Below are 15,795 nucleotides of genomic sequence, written 5' to 3' on the forward strand. Positions count from 1 at the left end.
CGCGCCGCGCGCCCTGCGCCCAGTCAGAGGATCGGCGCGAACAGCCGAGCGACATGCATCGCGACGCGCCGCCACGCGGGCGAGCGCCGATACTCGCTCAGATCCACTTCGAACGCGTTGCCGAAGTCGCGCTCGAGCATCGTTTCGACTTCGGCCGCAAAGCCTTCGTCGACCGTCAGCACCATGATCTCGAAATTCAGCCGGAATGACCGGTTGTCGAGGTTCGCGCTGCCGACGGCCGCCGCCGCGCGGTCGATCAGCACGACCTTCTGATGCAGGAAGCCGGGCCGGTAGCGGAAGATCCGCACGCCCGCGTCGACGAGGTCGCGCGCATAGAGCTTCGACGCCTCGAACACGACATAGTGATCGCGCCGGCTCGGGATCAGCACCCGCACGTCGACGCCGCGCATCACCGCGAGCTTGAGCGCCGAGATCACCGCCTCGTCGGGCACGAGGTAGGGCGTCGTGATCCACACGCGCTCGCGCGCCGCGTTGATCGCCTCCGCGAAGAAGAGCGAGCCCGTCTCCTGCTTGTCGGCGGGGCCCATCGGCACGACGAGGCAGTGCATGTCGGCGTCGGCGATGGGCGCGGGCGGAGGCGCCTGCGGCGGCAGCGACTGCGTCGCCCAGTGCCAGTCCTCGGCGAACACATACTGGATGTTCGCGACCGCGGGGCCGCGCACTTCGATGTGCGTGTCGCGCCACGGCGACAGGCGCGGATTGCCGCCGAGATATTCGACGCCGACGTTGTGCCCGCCGACGAACGCGCGCTCGCCGTCGACGACGACGATCTTCCGATGATTGCGGAAGTTGAGCTGAAAGCGGTTGACGAACTGCTTGTTGGTTGCGAAAGGATGCACCTCGACGCCGCCCTCGCGCAGCGCGTGCACGTAGCTCGACGGCAGATCGAAGCTGCCGATGCTGTCGTACAGCAGATAGCAGCGCACGCCCGCCTGCGCGCGCGCGATCAGCGTATCGCGCAGCATCGCGCCGAGCGCGTCGTCGCGAACGATGAAAAACTGGACGATCACGTAGCTGCGCGCGGCGTCGATCGCCGCGAGGATCGCGGAGAACGTCGCGTCGCCGTTGACGAGCGTGCGCACTGCGTTGCCGGCGAGGAACGGCATGCCGACGAGGCGCGTGAGCGCGCGCACGCGCGCGAGGCCGAGCGCGTCCTTCGGCGCGCCGAGCGTCGAGCCCTCGGCGCTCCACGGCGCCGGATGCGCGCGTGTGCGCAGCGCCTCGGTCTCGTGGCGGCGCGCGTCGACATAGCCGGAGAACTTGCTGCGGCCGAGGAACAGATACGGGATCAGCGTCAGATACGGCATCGCGGTCAACGACACCGCCCATGCGATCGCGCCTTGCGACGTGCGCGTGTTCAGGATCGCATGGCAGGCCGCGATCACGCCGAGCACGTGCGCGAGGCCGATGAAGGTGCCGAGATGAAGCCAGTCGAGGGTCATGAGCGCGTTGGATTCCTGAGGAAGGCCACGCGGCGCGCCGCGACCGGCTGCCGCTTACGCGCATCTTACCGAAGCGTGCGCGGCAACGGCCACTCCCTTGCGAGCCGGGGCACGGCCGGCTGCCAGGGAGGGCGCGAGATCAGCCGGCGACGGCGGGCAGGGCGCTCGCGTGGATCAGGAACACGCAGTCGTCGCCCGCGCTCGTCGGCAGCCAGACGAGATCGAGGCCGCCGAACGCCGCCTCGACGTTCTCGCGCTCGTTGCCGATCTCGACGACGAGCACGCCGTCGTCCTTCAGCCAGCGGCGCGCTTCGCCGATGATGCGGCGCACGATGTCCATTCCGTCCGCGCCGCCCGCGAGCGCCATTTCCGGCTCGTGCCGGTACTCGGCGGGCAGCTCGGACATCGACGCCGCGTTCACGTACGGCGGATTCGTGATGATCGCGTCGTAGCGCTGCTCGGGATCGATCCATTTGAACTGCGGCAGCGGCGCGTAGAGATCGCCGTGGTAGAGCGTGATCCGCTCGTCGAGCCCGTAGTCGCCGCGATTGATCTTCGCCACTTCGAGCGCGTCGGCCGACAGGTCGACCGCGTCGACGCTCGCGTTCGGAAACGCGAGCGCGGCGAGGATCGCGAGGCAGCCGGAGCCCGTGCACAGCTCGAGCACCGAGCCGACGAACTCGGGGTCCTCGATGTACGGCTGCAGGCCGTCGTCGAGCAGCTCGCCGATGAACGAGCGCGGCACGATCGTGCGCTCGTCGACGTAGAAGCGATGGCCGTGCATCCACGCTTCGCGCGTGAGGTATGCGGCAGGCACGCGCTCGGCCGCGCGGCGCTCGATCACGGCGAGCACCGCGTCGATCTCGTCGGGCGCGAGGCGCGCGTCGAAGAACGGCTCGAGCGTGTCGAGCGGCAGGTGCAGCGTGTGCAGCACGAGATAGACGGCTTCGTCGTATGCGTTGTCCGAGCCGTGGCCGAACGCGAGCTTCGCCTTCGAAAAGCGCGACACCGCGTAGCGCACGAGGTCGCGGACGGTCCGGAACGGGGAGGGGGAGGTCGTCATCGGGCGCCTTTCGTCAAGCGATCAGTTGTTCGAGCACGCGGCGGTACACGTTCTTCAGCGGATCGACGAAGCGCACTTCGATGTGCTCGTCGATCTTATGGATGCTCGCGTTCGGCGGCCCGAATTCGATCACCTGCGGGCAGATGCGAGCGATGAAGCGGCCGTCCGACGTGCCGCCCGTCGTCGACAGCTTGGGCGAGATGCCGGTCTCCGCGCGGATCGCCGCATCGAGCGCGTCCGACAGCTCGCCGCGCGGCGTGAGGAACGGCAGGCCGCTCACGGACCAGTTCAGCGCATAGTCGAGCTGGTGCTTGTCGAGGATCGCGTGCACGCGCGCCTGCAAGCCTTCGACGGTGCTCGCCGTCGAGAAGCGGAAGTTGAACAGCAGATCCGCGTGGCCCGGGATCACGTTCGTCGCGCCGGTGCCCGCGCGCAGGTTCGACACCTGCCAGGTGGTCGGCGGGAAATACTCGTTGCCTTCGTCCCATTGCTCGGCCGCGAGCTCGGCGAGCGCCGGCGCGAGCAGGTGGATCGGATTCTTCGCGAGATGCGGATACGCGATGTGGCCTTGCACGCCCTTGACGACGAGCTCGCCCGACATCGAGCCGCGCCGGCCGTTCTTCACGGCGTCGCCGAGCGTTGCCGTTGACGTCGGCTCGCCGACGATGCAGTAATCGAGCCGCTCGCCGCGCGCCTGGAGCGCTTCGACGACCTTCACGGTGCCGTCCGTCGCCGGGCCTTCCTCGTCGCTCGTGATCAGGAAGCCGATCGAGCCGCGATGCTGCGGATGCGCGGCGACGAACTCCTCCGCCGCGACGACGAAGCCCGCCAGCGAGGTCTTCATGTCGGCCGCGCCGCGGCCGTACAGCTTGCCGTCGCGATGCGTCGGCACGAAGGGCGGCGAGCTCCACTGCTCGAGCGGGCCGGTCGGCACGACGTCGGTATGGCCCGCGAACGCGAGCAGCTTGCCTTCGCGGCCGGCCGCGCCGCGCTTGACGGCCCAGAAATTCGTCACGCCGTGCGACGCGATCGTTTCGCACTCGAAGCCGAGCGCGGCGAGGCGCTCGATCATCAGATGCTGGCAATGTTGATCGTCGGGCGTGACGGACGCGCGCGCGATCAGTTGTTCGGTGAGGGCAAGGGTGGCGGACATGATTCGGACCACTTTCGATAAAAAATGCCGGCGCGCAGGCCGGCAGCATGTTGGGGGCGGCGGCGCGCGCGGCTCAGGCGAACAGCTCCGCGTATTCGTCGGCCGAGAAACCGAGCGCCTTCACGCGGCCGTCGACGACGACGACGGGCCGCTTGATCACGGAAGGCTTGTCGATCATCAGCGCGATCGCGCCCGCTTCCGATTCGGCCGCGGCCTTCTGCTCGTCGGTGAGCGCGCGCCACGTCGTGCCGCGCCGGTTGACGAGCGCGTCGAGCGGCACGTCCTTCAGCCAGCGCTCGACGAGCGGCGCGCTCACGCCCGCTTTCTTGAAATCGTGGAACGCGAACGCGACGCCGCGCGATTCGAGCCACGTGCGGGCCTTCTTCACGGTATCGCAGTTCGGGATTCCGTAGACGACGGTGCCGGCGGTGCCGTTTGCGCCCGCCATCAGTCGCCTCGCAGCAGTTCGTTCAGGCCGACCTTCGCGCGCGTCTTCGCATCGACCTTCTTCACGATCACCGCGCAGTAGAGGCTGTGCGTGCCGTCCTTCGACGGCAGGTTGCCCGCGACGACGACCGAGCCGGCCGGAATGCGGCCGTACGTCACTTCGCCCGTTTCGCGGTCGTAGATCTTCGTGCTTTGGCCGAGGTACACGCCCATCGAGATCACCGAATTCTCCTCGACGATCACGCCTTCGACGACTTCCGAGCGCGCGCCGATGAAGCAGTTGTCCTCGATGATGACGGGGTTCGCCTGCAGCGGCTCGAGCACGCCGCCGATGCCGACGCCGCCCGACAGGTGCACGTTCTTGCCGATCTGCGCGCACGAGCCGACCGTCGCCCAAGTGTCGACCATCGTGCCTTCGTCGACATATGCGCCGATGTTCGTGTACGACGGCATCAGCACGACGTTCTTCGCGATGAACGAGCCGCGGCGCGCGATCGCCGGCGGCACGACGCGGAAGCCGCCCGCGGCGAAGTCTTCGGCCGTGTAGTTCGCGAACTTCGACGGCACCTTGTCGTAGAACTGCGTGTAGATGGCACCTGCGCCGCCCGCCGGCATCGGCGCGTTGTCCTCGAGGCGGAACGACAGCAGCACGGCCTTCTTCAGCCACTGGTGCACGGTCCATTCGCCGTCGATCTTCTCGGCGACGCGCAGCGCGCCGCGGTCGAGCTGCTCGATCGCGTGCGCGACGGCTTCGCGGATCTCCGCGGACGCGGCCTTCGGCGAGAGCTCGGCGCGGTTTTCCCAGGCGTTATCGATGATTTGCTGAAGTTGTTGCGACATGTTCGTGGCTATGCTGGACGTGAATGATGGATGAATCGGGGGCGCTCGGCGCGCGTTCAGCGGGCGAGGCCGCGGCAGAAATCGACGATGCGCCGTGCGCCCTCGACGCATTCGGCCGTGCCGGCGACGAGCGCGATCCGGACGAAGTCGCGGCCGGGATTCGCGCCGTGCGCGTCGCGGGCGAGATACGAGCCGGGCAGGACCGTCACATTATAGTCGGCGTAGAGGCGCCGGGCGAACTCGGTATCCGACAGGCCGGTTCGCGCGACGTTCGCCCACAGGTAGAACGCGGCGTCGGGCAGGCGCACGTCGACGACGTCGGCGAGCATCGGCGTGACGGTCGCGAATTTCTGCGCGTAGAGCGCGCGGTTCTCGCGCACGTGCGCCTCGTCGCTCCAGGCGGCGACGCTCGCCTTCTGCCACACGGGCGACAGCGCCGCGCCGTGGTACGTGCGGTACAGCAGGAAGCGCTTGAGAATCGCCGCATCGCCCGCGACGAAGCCCGAGCGCATGCCCGGCACGTTCGAGCGCTTCGACAGGCTCGACAGCATCACGAGGCGCTCGAACCCGCGGCCGAGCTTGTGCGCCGCCTCGAGGCCGCCCAGCGGCGGCTTCGCCTCGTCGAAGTAGATTTCCGAATAGCATTCGTCCGATGCGATCACGAAGCCGTGCTCGTCCGACAGCGCGAATAGTTCGCGCCAGTCGTCGAGCGTGAGCACGGCGCCCGTGGGATTGCCGGGCGAGCACACGTAGACGAGCTGCGTGCGCGCCCACACGTCGGCCGGCACGGCCGAATAGTCGGGCGCGAAGTTGCGCGCCGGATCGCTGTTGACGAAGTACGGCTCGGCGCCCGCGAGAAGCGTCGCGCCTTCGTAGATTTGATAGAAAGGATTCGGACAGAGTACGATCGGCCTTTCGCCGTTTTGGCGCGGACTCGGATCGATGACCGCCTGCGCGAGCGAGAAGAGCGCCTCGCGCGAGCCCGATGCGGCGAGCACCTGCGTCGCGGCGTCGATCGCGGGCAGCCCGTAGCGCCGCGCGAGCCACTGCGCGACCGCCTCGCGCAGCGCGTCGGTGCCCACCGTCGCCGGATACGACGCGAGGCCGTCGAGCGCGGCCGCGGCGGCGTCGCGGATCAGCGCGGGCGTCGCGTGCTTCGGCTCGCCGATGCCGAAGCTGATCGGCGGCAGATGCGCGCTCGGCGTCACGCCGGCAAAGAGCGCGCGGAGCTTTTCGAACGGATAGGGCTGGAGCGTGTCGAGACGAGGATTCACGGGCGTGGGGCTCACGGAGCCGGTAGGTGGCCGATCGGACGGGCCGGTTTAAGCGAAACGGGCGCGAAACTGGGGCGCGGCTGGCGCAGCCGGGCGCGGGCGAAGCAGGGCGCGGCGGGTCGCGGCGCGAGATGCCGGCGTGCCGGCCTGTTGGGCGCGGCGACGGCGCACGATTATAGCGTGACATCGGACGGCGGAACGCGCGGCGCGTGCCGCGGCGCCGTCCCGGGAAGGAACGAGAGGTTCGGTTTGCAAATGAATGGACGAGGGGGCGCCGCCTGGCCGACGCTCGCAATTCTGGTCGGCGCGTCGGTATGGGGCCTGATCTGGTATCCGCTGCGCCTGCTGGCGGCGCTCGGCGTGACGGGCACGGCGGCGAGCGCGGCGACGAGCGTCGTCGCCTGCGCGTTCGTGCTCGTCGTGCGGCGCAAGTCGATCGCGACGCTCCGCCGGCACTGGCTGCTGCCCGCGCTCGGCGCGGCCGCGGGCGTGACGAATCTCGGCTTCGTCTGGGGCACGATCCACGGCGAGGTGCTGCGCGTGATGCTGCTTTTCTATCTGACGCCCGCGTGGACCGCGATCTACGCGCACTTCATCCTGCGCGAGCGCCTGACGGTGGCGGGCGCGGCGCTCGCCGCGCTGTCGCTCGCGGGCGCGATGCTGATGCTGTGGTCGCCGCGGCTCGGCGTGCCGCTGCCGGCGAATCCGGCCGAATGGGCGGGGCTCGCGGCCGGGATGAGCTTCGCGATGAGCAACGTGCTCGTCGTCAAGGCGAGCCGCGAGCTGCCGCGGATGAAGCCCGAGATGCGCACGGCGACGCTTTTCGGCGGCGCGGCGGCGATGGGCGTCGTCGCGTCGTTCGTCGAGGGGCTGCCGCCGCTGCCCGCGGGCGGCGATCTCGGCTTCGCGGCGCTCCTCGTCGTCGGGATCGGCGTGACGGTCGCGGCGAACAACATGCTTGTTCAGCACGGCCTCGCGCGCGTGCCGGCGAACCGCGCGTCGATCATCATGCTGTTCGAGATCGTCGTCACCGCGCTGTCGGCGTGGCTTTTTGCCAACGAAGTGCCCACCGCGCGCGAATGGGCGGGCGGCCTTTGCATCGTCGTCGCGACCTTGCTGTCGAGCCGCGTGCACCGTGCCCGCCCGGCCGACGACGAACCGCGCGAGCCGCGGGACGGCGCGCGCGCGATGGTATGATTGGCCCCATTCGCGGGGCCGACTGCTTGACAGCACGGCCCCGTTTTTCGAATCTTGGGCATGCGGCGCGCGTGGGCCTTTAGGCCGAATCGCAACGCGCAACGCAGGCTCCGAACCGTTTCACACTCTTTACCACCGATACCGCCGTGCGTCTGAGCTCGATCAAACTCGCTGGCTTCAAATCTTTCGTCGATCCCACGCACTTCCAGGTCCCAGGTCAACTGGTCGGCGTGGTGGGCCCGAACGGGTGCGGCAAATCCAACATCATCGACGCCGTGCGCTGGGTGCTCGGCGAATCGCGCGCGTCCGAGCTGCGCGGCGAATCGATGCAGGACGTGATCTTCAACGGCTCGACCACCCGCAAGCCCGGCAGCCGGGCGAGCGTCGAGTTGATCTTCGACAACTCCGACGGCCGCGCGGCCGGCCAGTGGGGCCAGTACGGCGAGATCGCCGTGAAGCGCGTGCTCACGCGCGACGGCACGTCGAGCTACTACATCAACAACCTGCCCGCGCGCCGCCGCGACATTCAGGACATCTTCCTCGGCACGGGCCTGGGGCCGCGCGCGTACGCGATCATCGGCCAGGGGATGATCGCGCGGATCATCGAGGCGAAGCCCGAGGAACTGCGCGTGTTCCTCGAAGAGGCGGCGGGCGTGTCGAAGTACAAGGAGCGCCGCCGCGAGACCGAGAACCGGCTGCACGACACGCGCGAGAACCTGACGCGCGTCGAGGACATCATCCGCGAGCTCGGCGCGAATCTCGAGAAGCTCGAGGCGCAGGCGGTCGTCGCGACCAAGTACAAGGAACTCGTCGCCGACGGCGAGGAGAAGCAGCGCCTCTTGTGGCTGCTGCGCAAGAACGAGGCGGCGGCCGAGCAGGACAAGCAGCGTCGCGCGATCGGCGAAGCGCAGATCGAGCTCGACGCGCAGACCGCGAAGCTGCGCGAAGTCGAGGCGCAGCTCGAGACGTTGCGCGTCGCGCACTACTCGGCGAGCGACGCGATGCAGGGCGCGCAGGGCGCGCTCTACGAGGCGAACGCCGAGGTGAGCCGGCTCGAGGCCGAGATCAAGTTCATCGTCGAATCGCGCAACCGCGTGCAGGCGCAGATCGCGGCGCTCGTCGCGCAGCAGGAGCAATGGCGCGCGCAGGCCGACAAGGCGCAGGGCGACATCGAGGAAGCGGAAGAGGCGCGCGCGATCGCCGAGGAAAAGGCGGCGCTCGCCGAGGACGACGCGGCCGCGAAGCACGACGCGCTGCCCGCGCTCGAGGCGCGCTGGCGCGACGCGCAGACGGGCCTGAACGACGAGCGCGGCCGGATCGCGCAGACCGAGCAGGCGCTCAAGCTCGAGGCCGCACACCAGCGCAACGCCGATCAGCAGCTGCAGCAGCTGCAGCAGCGCCACGAACGCCTGAAGGCGGAGGCGGGCGGTCTCGACGCGCCGGACGAGGCGCAGCTCGAGGAACTGCGCATGCAGCTCGCCGAGCACGAGGAGATTCTTGCCGAAGCGCAGGCGCGCTTGGCCGACGCGCAGGAGACGCTGCCGCGCCTCGACGCGGAGCGCCGAGCGGCGCACGAGCGCGTGCAGGCCGAAAGCGCGCAGATCCATCAGCTCGAAGCGCGGCTCGCCGCGCTCAAGCAGTTGCAGGAAAACGTGCAGACGGAAGGCAAGATTCAACCTTGGCTCGACAAGCACGAGCTCGGCGCGCTGCCGCGTCTGTGGAAGAAGCTGCACGTCGAGGCCGGCTGGGAAACCGCGCTCGAGGCGGTGCTGCGCGAGCGGCTCGCGGCGCTCGAGGTGTCGAATCTGGACTGGGTGAAGGCGTTCGCGACCGACGCGCCGCCCGCGAAGCTCGCGTTCTACGCGCCGCCCGCCGCGGGCGAGCCGCTCGCCGCCGCAGGCGCGTTGCGGCCGCTCCTGTCGTTCGTGCGGATCGACGACGCGGGCCTGCGCGCGGTGCTCAACGACTGGCTCGGCGCGGTGTTCGTCGCCGACGATCTCACGCAGGCGCTCGCCGCGCGCGCGCAGTTGCCGCAGGGCGGCGCGTTCGTCGTGAAGGCGGGCCACGTCGTCACGCGCTCGGGCGTGCAGCTGTATGCGGCCGATTCCGAGCAGGCGGGGATGCTTGCGCGCGCGCAGGAAATCGAGAACCTGGCGCGTCAGGTGCGCGCGCAGGCGCTCCTGTCCGACGAAGCGAAGGCGGCGGCGATCCGTGCGGAAGCGGCGCACACGCAGGCGTCGCAGGCGCTGACCGAAGTTCGCGCGCAGGCCGAGCGCGCGACGCAGCGCGTGCATGCGCTGCAGATGGACGTGCTGAAGCTCGCGCAGGCGCACGAGCGCTACACGCAGCGCAGCACGCAGATTCGCGAGGAGCTCGAGGAGATCGGCGCGCAGATCGAAGAGCAGCGCGCGCTGCGCGCGGAGTCGGAGGCGAACTTCGAGCGCCACGACGCCGAGCTCGCCGAGCTGCAGGCGCGCTTCGAGGACAACCAGCTCGCGTTCGAGTCGCTCGACGAGACGCTGACGAACGCACGCCAGGAAGCGCGCGAGCTCGAGCGCGCGGCCACCGACGCGCGCTTCGCCGCGCGCCAGTCGGCTAACCGGATCGACGAGCTCAAGCGCACGATCCAGGTCGCGCACGACCAGAGCGAGCGCGTCGCCGCATCGCTCGAGGACGCGCGCGCGGAGCTCGAGACGATCAACGAGCAGACCGCGCACACCGGCCTGCAGGACGCGCTCGAAGTGCGCGCGGCGAAGGAGCAGGCGCTCGGCGCCGCGCGCGCGGAGCTCGATGACCTGACCGCGAAGCTGCGCGCGGCCGACGAGACGCGTCTCGCCGCCGAGCGCTCGCTGCAGCCGCTGCGCGAGCGCATCACCGAGCTGCAACTGAAGGAGCAGGCGGCGCGGATGACGGGCGAGCAGTTCGCCGAGCAGCTCGCGGCGGCCGAGGTCGACGAGGCCGCGCTCAAGGAGAAGCTCGCGCCGGACATGAAGCCGTCGTACCTGCAGGGCGAGGTCACGCGGATCAACAACGCGGTCAGCGCGCTCGGCCCCGTCAACATGGCGGCGCTCGAGGAGCTCGCGGCGGCGAGCGAGCGCAAGGTGTTCCTCGACGCGCAATCGGCCGACCTGACGAACGCGATCGAGACGCTCGAGGACGCGATCCGCAAGATCGACCAGGAAACCCGCACGCTGCTGCAGGCGACCTTCGACGAAGTGAACCGTCATTTCAGCGATCTGTTCCCGCGCCTGTTCGGCGGCGGCCAGGCGAAGCTCATCATGACGGGCGACGAGATCCTCGACGCCGGCGTGCAGGTGATGGCGCAGCCGCCCGGCAAGAAGAACGCGACGATTCACCTGCTGTCGGGCGGCGAGAAGGCGCTGACGGCGACCGCGCTCGTGTTCGCGATGTTCCAGTTGAATCCGGCGCCGTTCTGTCTGCTCGACGAGGTCGACGCGCCGCTCGACGACGCCAATACCGAGCGCTTCGCGAACCTCGTGCGCGCGATGTCGAGCAAGACGCAGTTCCTCTTCATCTCGCACAACAAGATCGCGATGGAGATGGCGCAGCAGCTGATCGGCGTGACGATGCAGGAGCAGGGCGTGTCGCGGATCGTCGCGGTGGACATGGAAACCGCCGCGGGTTTTGCCCAGAATTGACGTTTGACGAATGGCTCGCGGGCGCGCGGCGCAAGGGCGCCCGCCCGCGAGCCCAATGAAAAAGAATTGGATGGAGCTTGCATGGACGAGTTGACACTCGGGTTGATCGGCGCGGGCGCCGTCGTGGTGGGCGGCGTCGTGGTCTACAACGCGTGGCAGGGGGCGAAGGTGCGCCGCAGGATGCCGCGCCCGATGCCGTCCGAGGCGGCCGAGGCTGCCTCGCGGCACGAGCGCGACGACGACGCGCCCTTCATCGAGCCGGTGCGGCAGCCGGCGCGCCGCGATGCCGCGGCGGGCGCGCAAAGCGACGGCGCGGCGCGCGTCGAGCCGACGTTCGGCGGCGTGGCGCCCGCCGACACGCCGGCCGACCTGCAGGCCGAGGCGACCGTCGCGAACGGCGCGGTCGAGCCCGCCGTCGAGACGACGGGCGGCGGCGAGGCCGTCGAGGCCGCGTCGGCGCTCGCGCACGACGAGCCGGTCGAGCCGGTGCTGCCCGCCGCGACGACGATCTCCGCGGCGCCGCCCGCGGTCGTCGATCGCCGGATCGACTGCATCGTGCCGATCCGCCTCGCGGGCCCGCTCGCGGGCGACAAGATCCTGCCCGCCGCGCAGCGGCTGCGCCGCGCGGGCAGCAAGCCGGTGCATATCGAAGGCAAGCCGGAGGGCGGCGACGCGTGGGAACTGCTGCAAAACGGCGTGCGCTACGAAGAGCTGCGCGCGGCCGCGCAGCTCGCGAACCGCAGCGGCCCGCTCAACGAGCTCGAGTTCTCCGAATTCGTGACGGGCGTTCAGCAGTTCGCGGACGCGATCGACGGCGCGCCCGAATTCCCGGACATGATGGAAACGGTGTCGATGGCGCGCGAGCTCGACGGCTTCGCCGCGCAGTGCGATGCGCAACTGTCGATCAACGTGATGTCGGACGGCGCGCCGTGGTCGGCGAACTACGTGCAGGCGGTCGCGTCGCAGGACGGGCTGCTGCTGTCGCGCGACGGCACGCGCTTCGTGAAGCTCGACGCGAAGCAGAACCCCGTCTTCATGCTCCAGTTCGGCGACACGAACTTCCTGCGCGACGATCTCACGTACAAGGGCGGCAACCTGATCACGCTCGTGCTCGACGTGCCCGTCGCCGACGAGGACATCCTGCCGTTCCGGCTGATGTGCGATTACGCGAAGTCGCTCTCCGAGCGGATCGGCGCGCGCGTCGTCGATGACCAGCGCCGGCCGCTGCCCGAATCGACGCTGCTCGCGATCGAGCAGCAACTGATGAAGCTGTACGCGCGGCTCGAAGAGGCGGGGATTCCGGCCGGCTCGCCCGTCACGCGGCGGCTGTTCAGCCAGTAAGCGTGGCGCGCCGGTTTCGTTTCGGCGCGGCTCTTGCACGCATCGCGATGCGCTGTTGCTGCTGCTGCTGCTGCGCTCGCGAGCGCGGTTTGCGGGCGTGGCGTCGCGCTGGTTGTGTTGCGCCATTCGCATCGGCCGCGCGCCATTCGGTCGATTCTTGCGAAGTCTGTTGATTGACGCGCCGCCGCCCGCCCGAGCCGGCTTGTGCAGCGCGATGCGATAGTGGTGCCGCGGGGCTTTCGATCGCCGCCGCGACGCGGAGGTCGGGGCGGCGGCCCGTCCCGGCATCGTGCGCGGTCGAGCCGATCGAACGGCGTCCCGCCTGCTTCGCCCGCTCGTCATAAGGCATCGAAGCGTTCTCGTCCGCAACCAAGGGATTGGAACCCCGATCCCCTCGATCCTCTCGATTTTCCCCGATCCCCCGATCCCCCGATCCCCCGATCCCCCGATTCCCCGATTCCCCGATTCCCCGATTCCCCGATTCCCGATTCCCGATTCCCGATTCCCCGATTCCCGATCCCCGCCTCCTATCGGTCATTCAGCCGATGCCGAAAAGGGCTCGAACTGAGATAATCGTCGCTTGATGATTCTCACGAGAAAGTGCCGCCAGCATGGCCCGATCCCCAGTTGAACCGCCCGCCGGCCAGCCGGCGAAGCGCGCCGCGTGGCTGCGCGCCGAGCTCGAGCGGGCGAACTACGCCTATTACGTGCTCGACCAGCCGGAGCTGCCCGACGCCGAGTACGATCGGCTCTTCGTCGAGCTTCAGCAAATCGAGGCCGAACACCCTGATCTCGTCACGCCCGATTCGCCGACCCAGCGCGTCGGCGGCGAAGTCGCGAGCGGCTTCACGCCGGTCGTGCACGACACGCCGATGCTGTCGCTCAACAACGGCTTTGCCGACGACGACGTCGTCGCGTTCGACAAGCGCGTGGCCGACGGCCTCGACAAGGCGACCGACCTCGCCGGCACCGTGACCGAGCCTGTCGAATACGCGTGCGAGCTGAAGTTCGACGGCCTCGCGATCTCGCTGCGCTACGAGGACGGCCGTTTCGTGCAGGCGTCGACGCGCGGCGACGGCACGACGGGCGAGGACGTCACCGAGAACATCCGCACGGTTCGCTCGATTCCGCTCAGGTTGAAGGGCAAGCATCTGCCGCGCGTGCTCGACGTGCGCGGCGAGGTGCTGATGTTCAAGCGCGATTTCGCGCGCCTGAACGAACGTCAACGCGCGGCGGGCCAGCGCGAATTCGCGAATCCGCGCAACGCGGCGGCGGGAAGCCTGCGGCAGCTCGATTCGAAGATCACCGCGTCGCGCCCGCTGTCGTTCTTTGCGTATGGGGTCGGCGTGCTCGACGGGCTCGAGATGCCCGGCACGCACAGCGGCCTGCTCGACTGGTACGAGACGCTCGGGCTGCCGGTGAACCGCGAGCGCGCCGTCGTGCGCGGCGCCGACGGCCTGCTCGGCTTCTTCGGCGCGGTCGGCGAGAAGCGCGAGTCGCTGCCGTACGACATCGACGGCGTCGTCTACAAGGTGAACCGCCGCGACGAGCAGGACCGGCTCGGCTTCGTGTCGCGCGCGCCGCGTTTCGCGCTCGCGCACAAGTTCCCCGCGCAGGAGGCGCTGACGAAGCTCGTCGCGATCGACGTGCAGGTCGGGCGCACGGGGGCGATCACGCCGGTCGCGCGGCTCGAGCCCGTGTTCGTCGGCGGCGCGACCGTCACGAACGCGACGCTGCACAACGAAGACGAGGTGCGCCGCAAGGACATCCGGATCGGCGACACGGTCGTCGTGCGACGCGCGGGCGACGTGATTCCGGAGGTGGCGTCGGCCGTGCTCGAGCGGCGTCCCGCCGACGCGCGCGAGTTCGTGATGCCGACCGAATGCCCCGAATGCGGATCGCGGATCGAGCGATTGCCGGACGAGGCGATCGCGCGCTGCACGGGCGGGCTCTTCTGCCCCGCGCAGCGCAAGCAGGCGCTGTGGCATTTCGCGCAGCGCCGCGCGCTCGACATCGACGGCCTCGGCGAGAAGATCATCGATCAGCTCGTCGAGCAGAACATCGTGCGCACGCCCGCCGATCTGTTCCATCTCGGCTTCTCGACGCTCGTCGAGCTCGACCGCTTCGCGGAGAAGTCCGCGCAGAACCTGATCGAATCGCTCGAGAAGGCGAAGCATACGACGCTCGCGCGCTTCATTTATGCGCTCGGCATTCGCCATGTCGGCGAATCGACGGCGAAGGATCTGGCGAAGCACTTCGGTTCGCTCGATCCGATCATGGACGCGTCGATCGACGCATTGCTCGAAGTCAACGATGTCGGCCCGGTCGTCGCCGAATCGATTCACCAGTTCTTTGCCGAGGAGCACAATCGCACGGTGATCGAGCAGTTGCGCGCGCCGGGCAAGGTGACGTGGCCCGAAGGGCCGCCCGCGCCGCGCGCGCCGCAAGGCGTGCTCGCGGGCAAGACCGTCGTGCTGACGGGCACGCTGCCCACGCTCACGCGCGATGCGGCGAAGGAATTGCTGGAGGCGGCGGGCGCGAAGGTGGCGGGCTCGGTGTCGAAGAAGACCGATTACGTCGTCGCGGGCGCCGACGCGGGCAGCAAGCTCGCGAAGGCCGAGGAACTCGGCATTCCGGTGCTGGACGAAGAGGGCATGCACAAACTCCTGGAGGGCCACGCGCGATGATTCGCGAGATTCTGAAGATGGGCGATCCGCGTCTGCTCGAAGTCGCAAGACCGGTCGAAGCATTCAACACGCCCGAACTGCACGCGCTCGTGGCGGACATGTTCGAGACGATGCATCACGCGAACGGCGCCGGGCTCGCCGCGCCGCAGATCGGCGTCGGGCTGCAGGTGATCATCTTCGGCTTCGGCAGCAGCGAGCGCTATCCGGAGGCGCCGCCCGTGCCGGAGACGGTGCTCGTCAATCCGACCGTCGAATATTTGCCGCCCGACATGGAAGAGGGCTGGGAGGGCTGCCTGTCGGTGCCGGGGTTGCGCGGCGTCGTGAGCCGCTACCGGCGCGTGCGCTACAGCGGCTTCGACCAGTTCGGTGCGAAGCTCGAGCGGATCGCGGAGGGGTTTCACGCCCGGGTCGTCCAGCACGAATACGACCACCTGATCGGCAAGCTCTATCCGATGCGAATCACCGATTTCTCGAAATTCGGCTTTACCGACGTGCTGTTCCCGGGGCTCGACGCGCAATCGGACGACTGACTGACGCGGCGCGCCGCGGCGGCGCGGTTTGCCGCGCTGCGCAAACGCGGCCGGAAGCGAAACAGAAAGCGAAAACGCCCGCGGCCGCGGGCGTTTTCATTTGAAGCCTGCCGGCGCGAGCCGGGCGGTCAATGCGCGGCC

Annotated in this window: 12 protein-coding genes; 5 read left to right on the forward strand and 7 right to left on the reverse strand. The window is 69.2% G+C overall.

Going from position 1 to position 15,795, the window contains the following annotated elements:
• Positions 1-23: 23 nt before the first annotated feature.
• The 6 genes from cls to dapC form a co-directional block, all read right to left on the reverse strand.
• Positions 24-1,463 carry a cardiolipin synthase gene (cls, locus tag WS78_RS07355; protein ID WP_059574509.1) on the reverse strand — a complete coding sequence of 480 codons (1,440 nt, stop codon included), beginning with the start codon at positions 1,461-1,463 and terminating at the stop codon, positions 24-26.
• A 139-nt stretch (positions 1,464-1,602) separates the two neighbouring features.
• Positions 1,603-2,526, reverse strand: coding sequence for a 50S ribosomal protein L3 N(5)-glutamine methyltransferase (prmB, locus tag WS78_RS07365; protein ID WP_038744960.1), 924 nt, complete (start codon positions 2,524-2,526; stop codon positions 1,603-1,605).
• Between the two features lie 13 nt (positions 2,527-2,539).
• Complete coding sequence (dapE, locus tag WS78_RS07370) at positions 2,540-3,679, reverse strand: succinyl-diaminopimelate desuccinylase (protein WP_059574511.1); 1,140 nt, start codon at positions 3,677-3,679, stop codon at positions 2,540-2,542.
• Positions 3,680-3,752: 73 nt separating this feature from the next.
• Complete coding sequence (locus WS78_RS07375) at positions 3,753-4,127, reverse strand: ArsC family reductase (protein ID WP_059574513.1); 375 nt, start codon at positions 4,125-4,127, stop codon at positions 3,753-3,755.
• Positions 4,127-4,966 carry a 2,3,4,5-tetrahydropyridine-2,6-dicarboxylate N-succinyltransferase gene (dapD, locus tag WS78_RS07380; RefSeq protein WP_038744963.1) on the reverse strand — a complete coding sequence of 280 codons (840 nt, stop codon included), beginning with the start codon at positions 4,964-4,966 and terminating at the stop codon, positions 4,127-4,129. The genes WS78_RS07375 and dapD overlap by 1 nt, the downstream gene beginning before the upstream one ends.
• A 56-nt stretch (positions 4,967-5,022) precedes the next feature.
• Entirely contained in the window at positions 5,023-6,240 is a 1,218-nt protein-coding gene (gene dapC, locus WS78_RS07385; RefSeq protein ID WP_197419405.1) for a succinyldiaminopimelate transaminase, read from the reverse strand.
• Between the two features lie 249 nt (positions 6,241-6,489).
• Between dapC and WS78_RS07390 the strand changes: the two genes are divergently transcribed.
• From WS78_RS07390 to WS78_RS07400, 3 genes are all read left to right on the forward strand, one after another.
• Positions 6,490-7,437, forward strand: a complete 948-nt coding sequence (locus WS78_RS07390) for a DMT family transporter (protein ID WP_038745115.1) — start codon at positions 6,490-6,492, stop codon at positions 7,435-7,437.
• 146 nt (positions 7,438-7,583) lie between these two features.
• Positions 7,584-11,096, forward strand: coding sequence for a chromosome segregation protein SMC (gene smc, locus WS78_RS07395; RefSeq protein ID WP_059574517.1), 3,513 nt, complete (start codon positions 7,584-7,586; stop codon positions 11,094-11,096).
• Positions 11,097-11,177: 81 nt separating this feature from the next.
• Positions 11,178-12,437, forward strand: coding sequence for a cell division protein ZipA C-terminal FtsZ-binding domain-containing protein (locus WS78_RS07400; protein ID WP_059574520.1), 1,260 nt, complete (start codon positions 11,178-11,180; stop codon positions 12,435-12,437).
• Here the strand turns inward: WS78_RS07400 and WS78_RS35650 are convergent.
• The gene (locus WS78_RS35650; protein WP_156437436.1) at positions 12,427-12,786 is read right to left on the reverse strand and encodes a hypothetical protein; all 360 of its coding nucleotides are present in this window, start codon (positions 12,784-12,786) and stop codon (positions 12,427-12,429) included. The genes WS78_RS07400 and WS78_RS35650 overlap by 11 nt on opposite strands.
• Positions 12,787-13,048: 262 nt before the next feature.
• On the opposite strand from WS78_RS35650, the gene ligA reads away from it, so the two are divergent.
• Positions 13,049-15,124, forward strand: a complete 2,076-nt coding sequence (gene ligA, locus WS78_RS07405) for an NAD-dependent DNA ligase LigA (protein ID WP_038744973.1) — start codon at positions 13,049-13,051, stop codon at positions 15,122-15,124.
• On the forward strand, positions 15,121-15,654 hold the full coding sequence (def, locus tag WS78_RS07410; protein ID WP_038744976.1) for a peptide deformylase: 534 nt from the start codon (positions 15,121-15,123) through the stop codon (positions 15,652-15,654). The genes ligA and def overlap by 4 nt, the downstream gene beginning before the upstream one ends.
• Positions 15,655-15,795: the final 141 nt, after the last annotated feature.

It is taken from the genome of Burkholderia savannae, assembly GCF_001524445.2.
GTDB lineage: Bacteria > Pseudomonadota > Gammaproteobacteria > Burkholderiales > Burkholderiaceae > Burkholderia > Burkholderia savannae.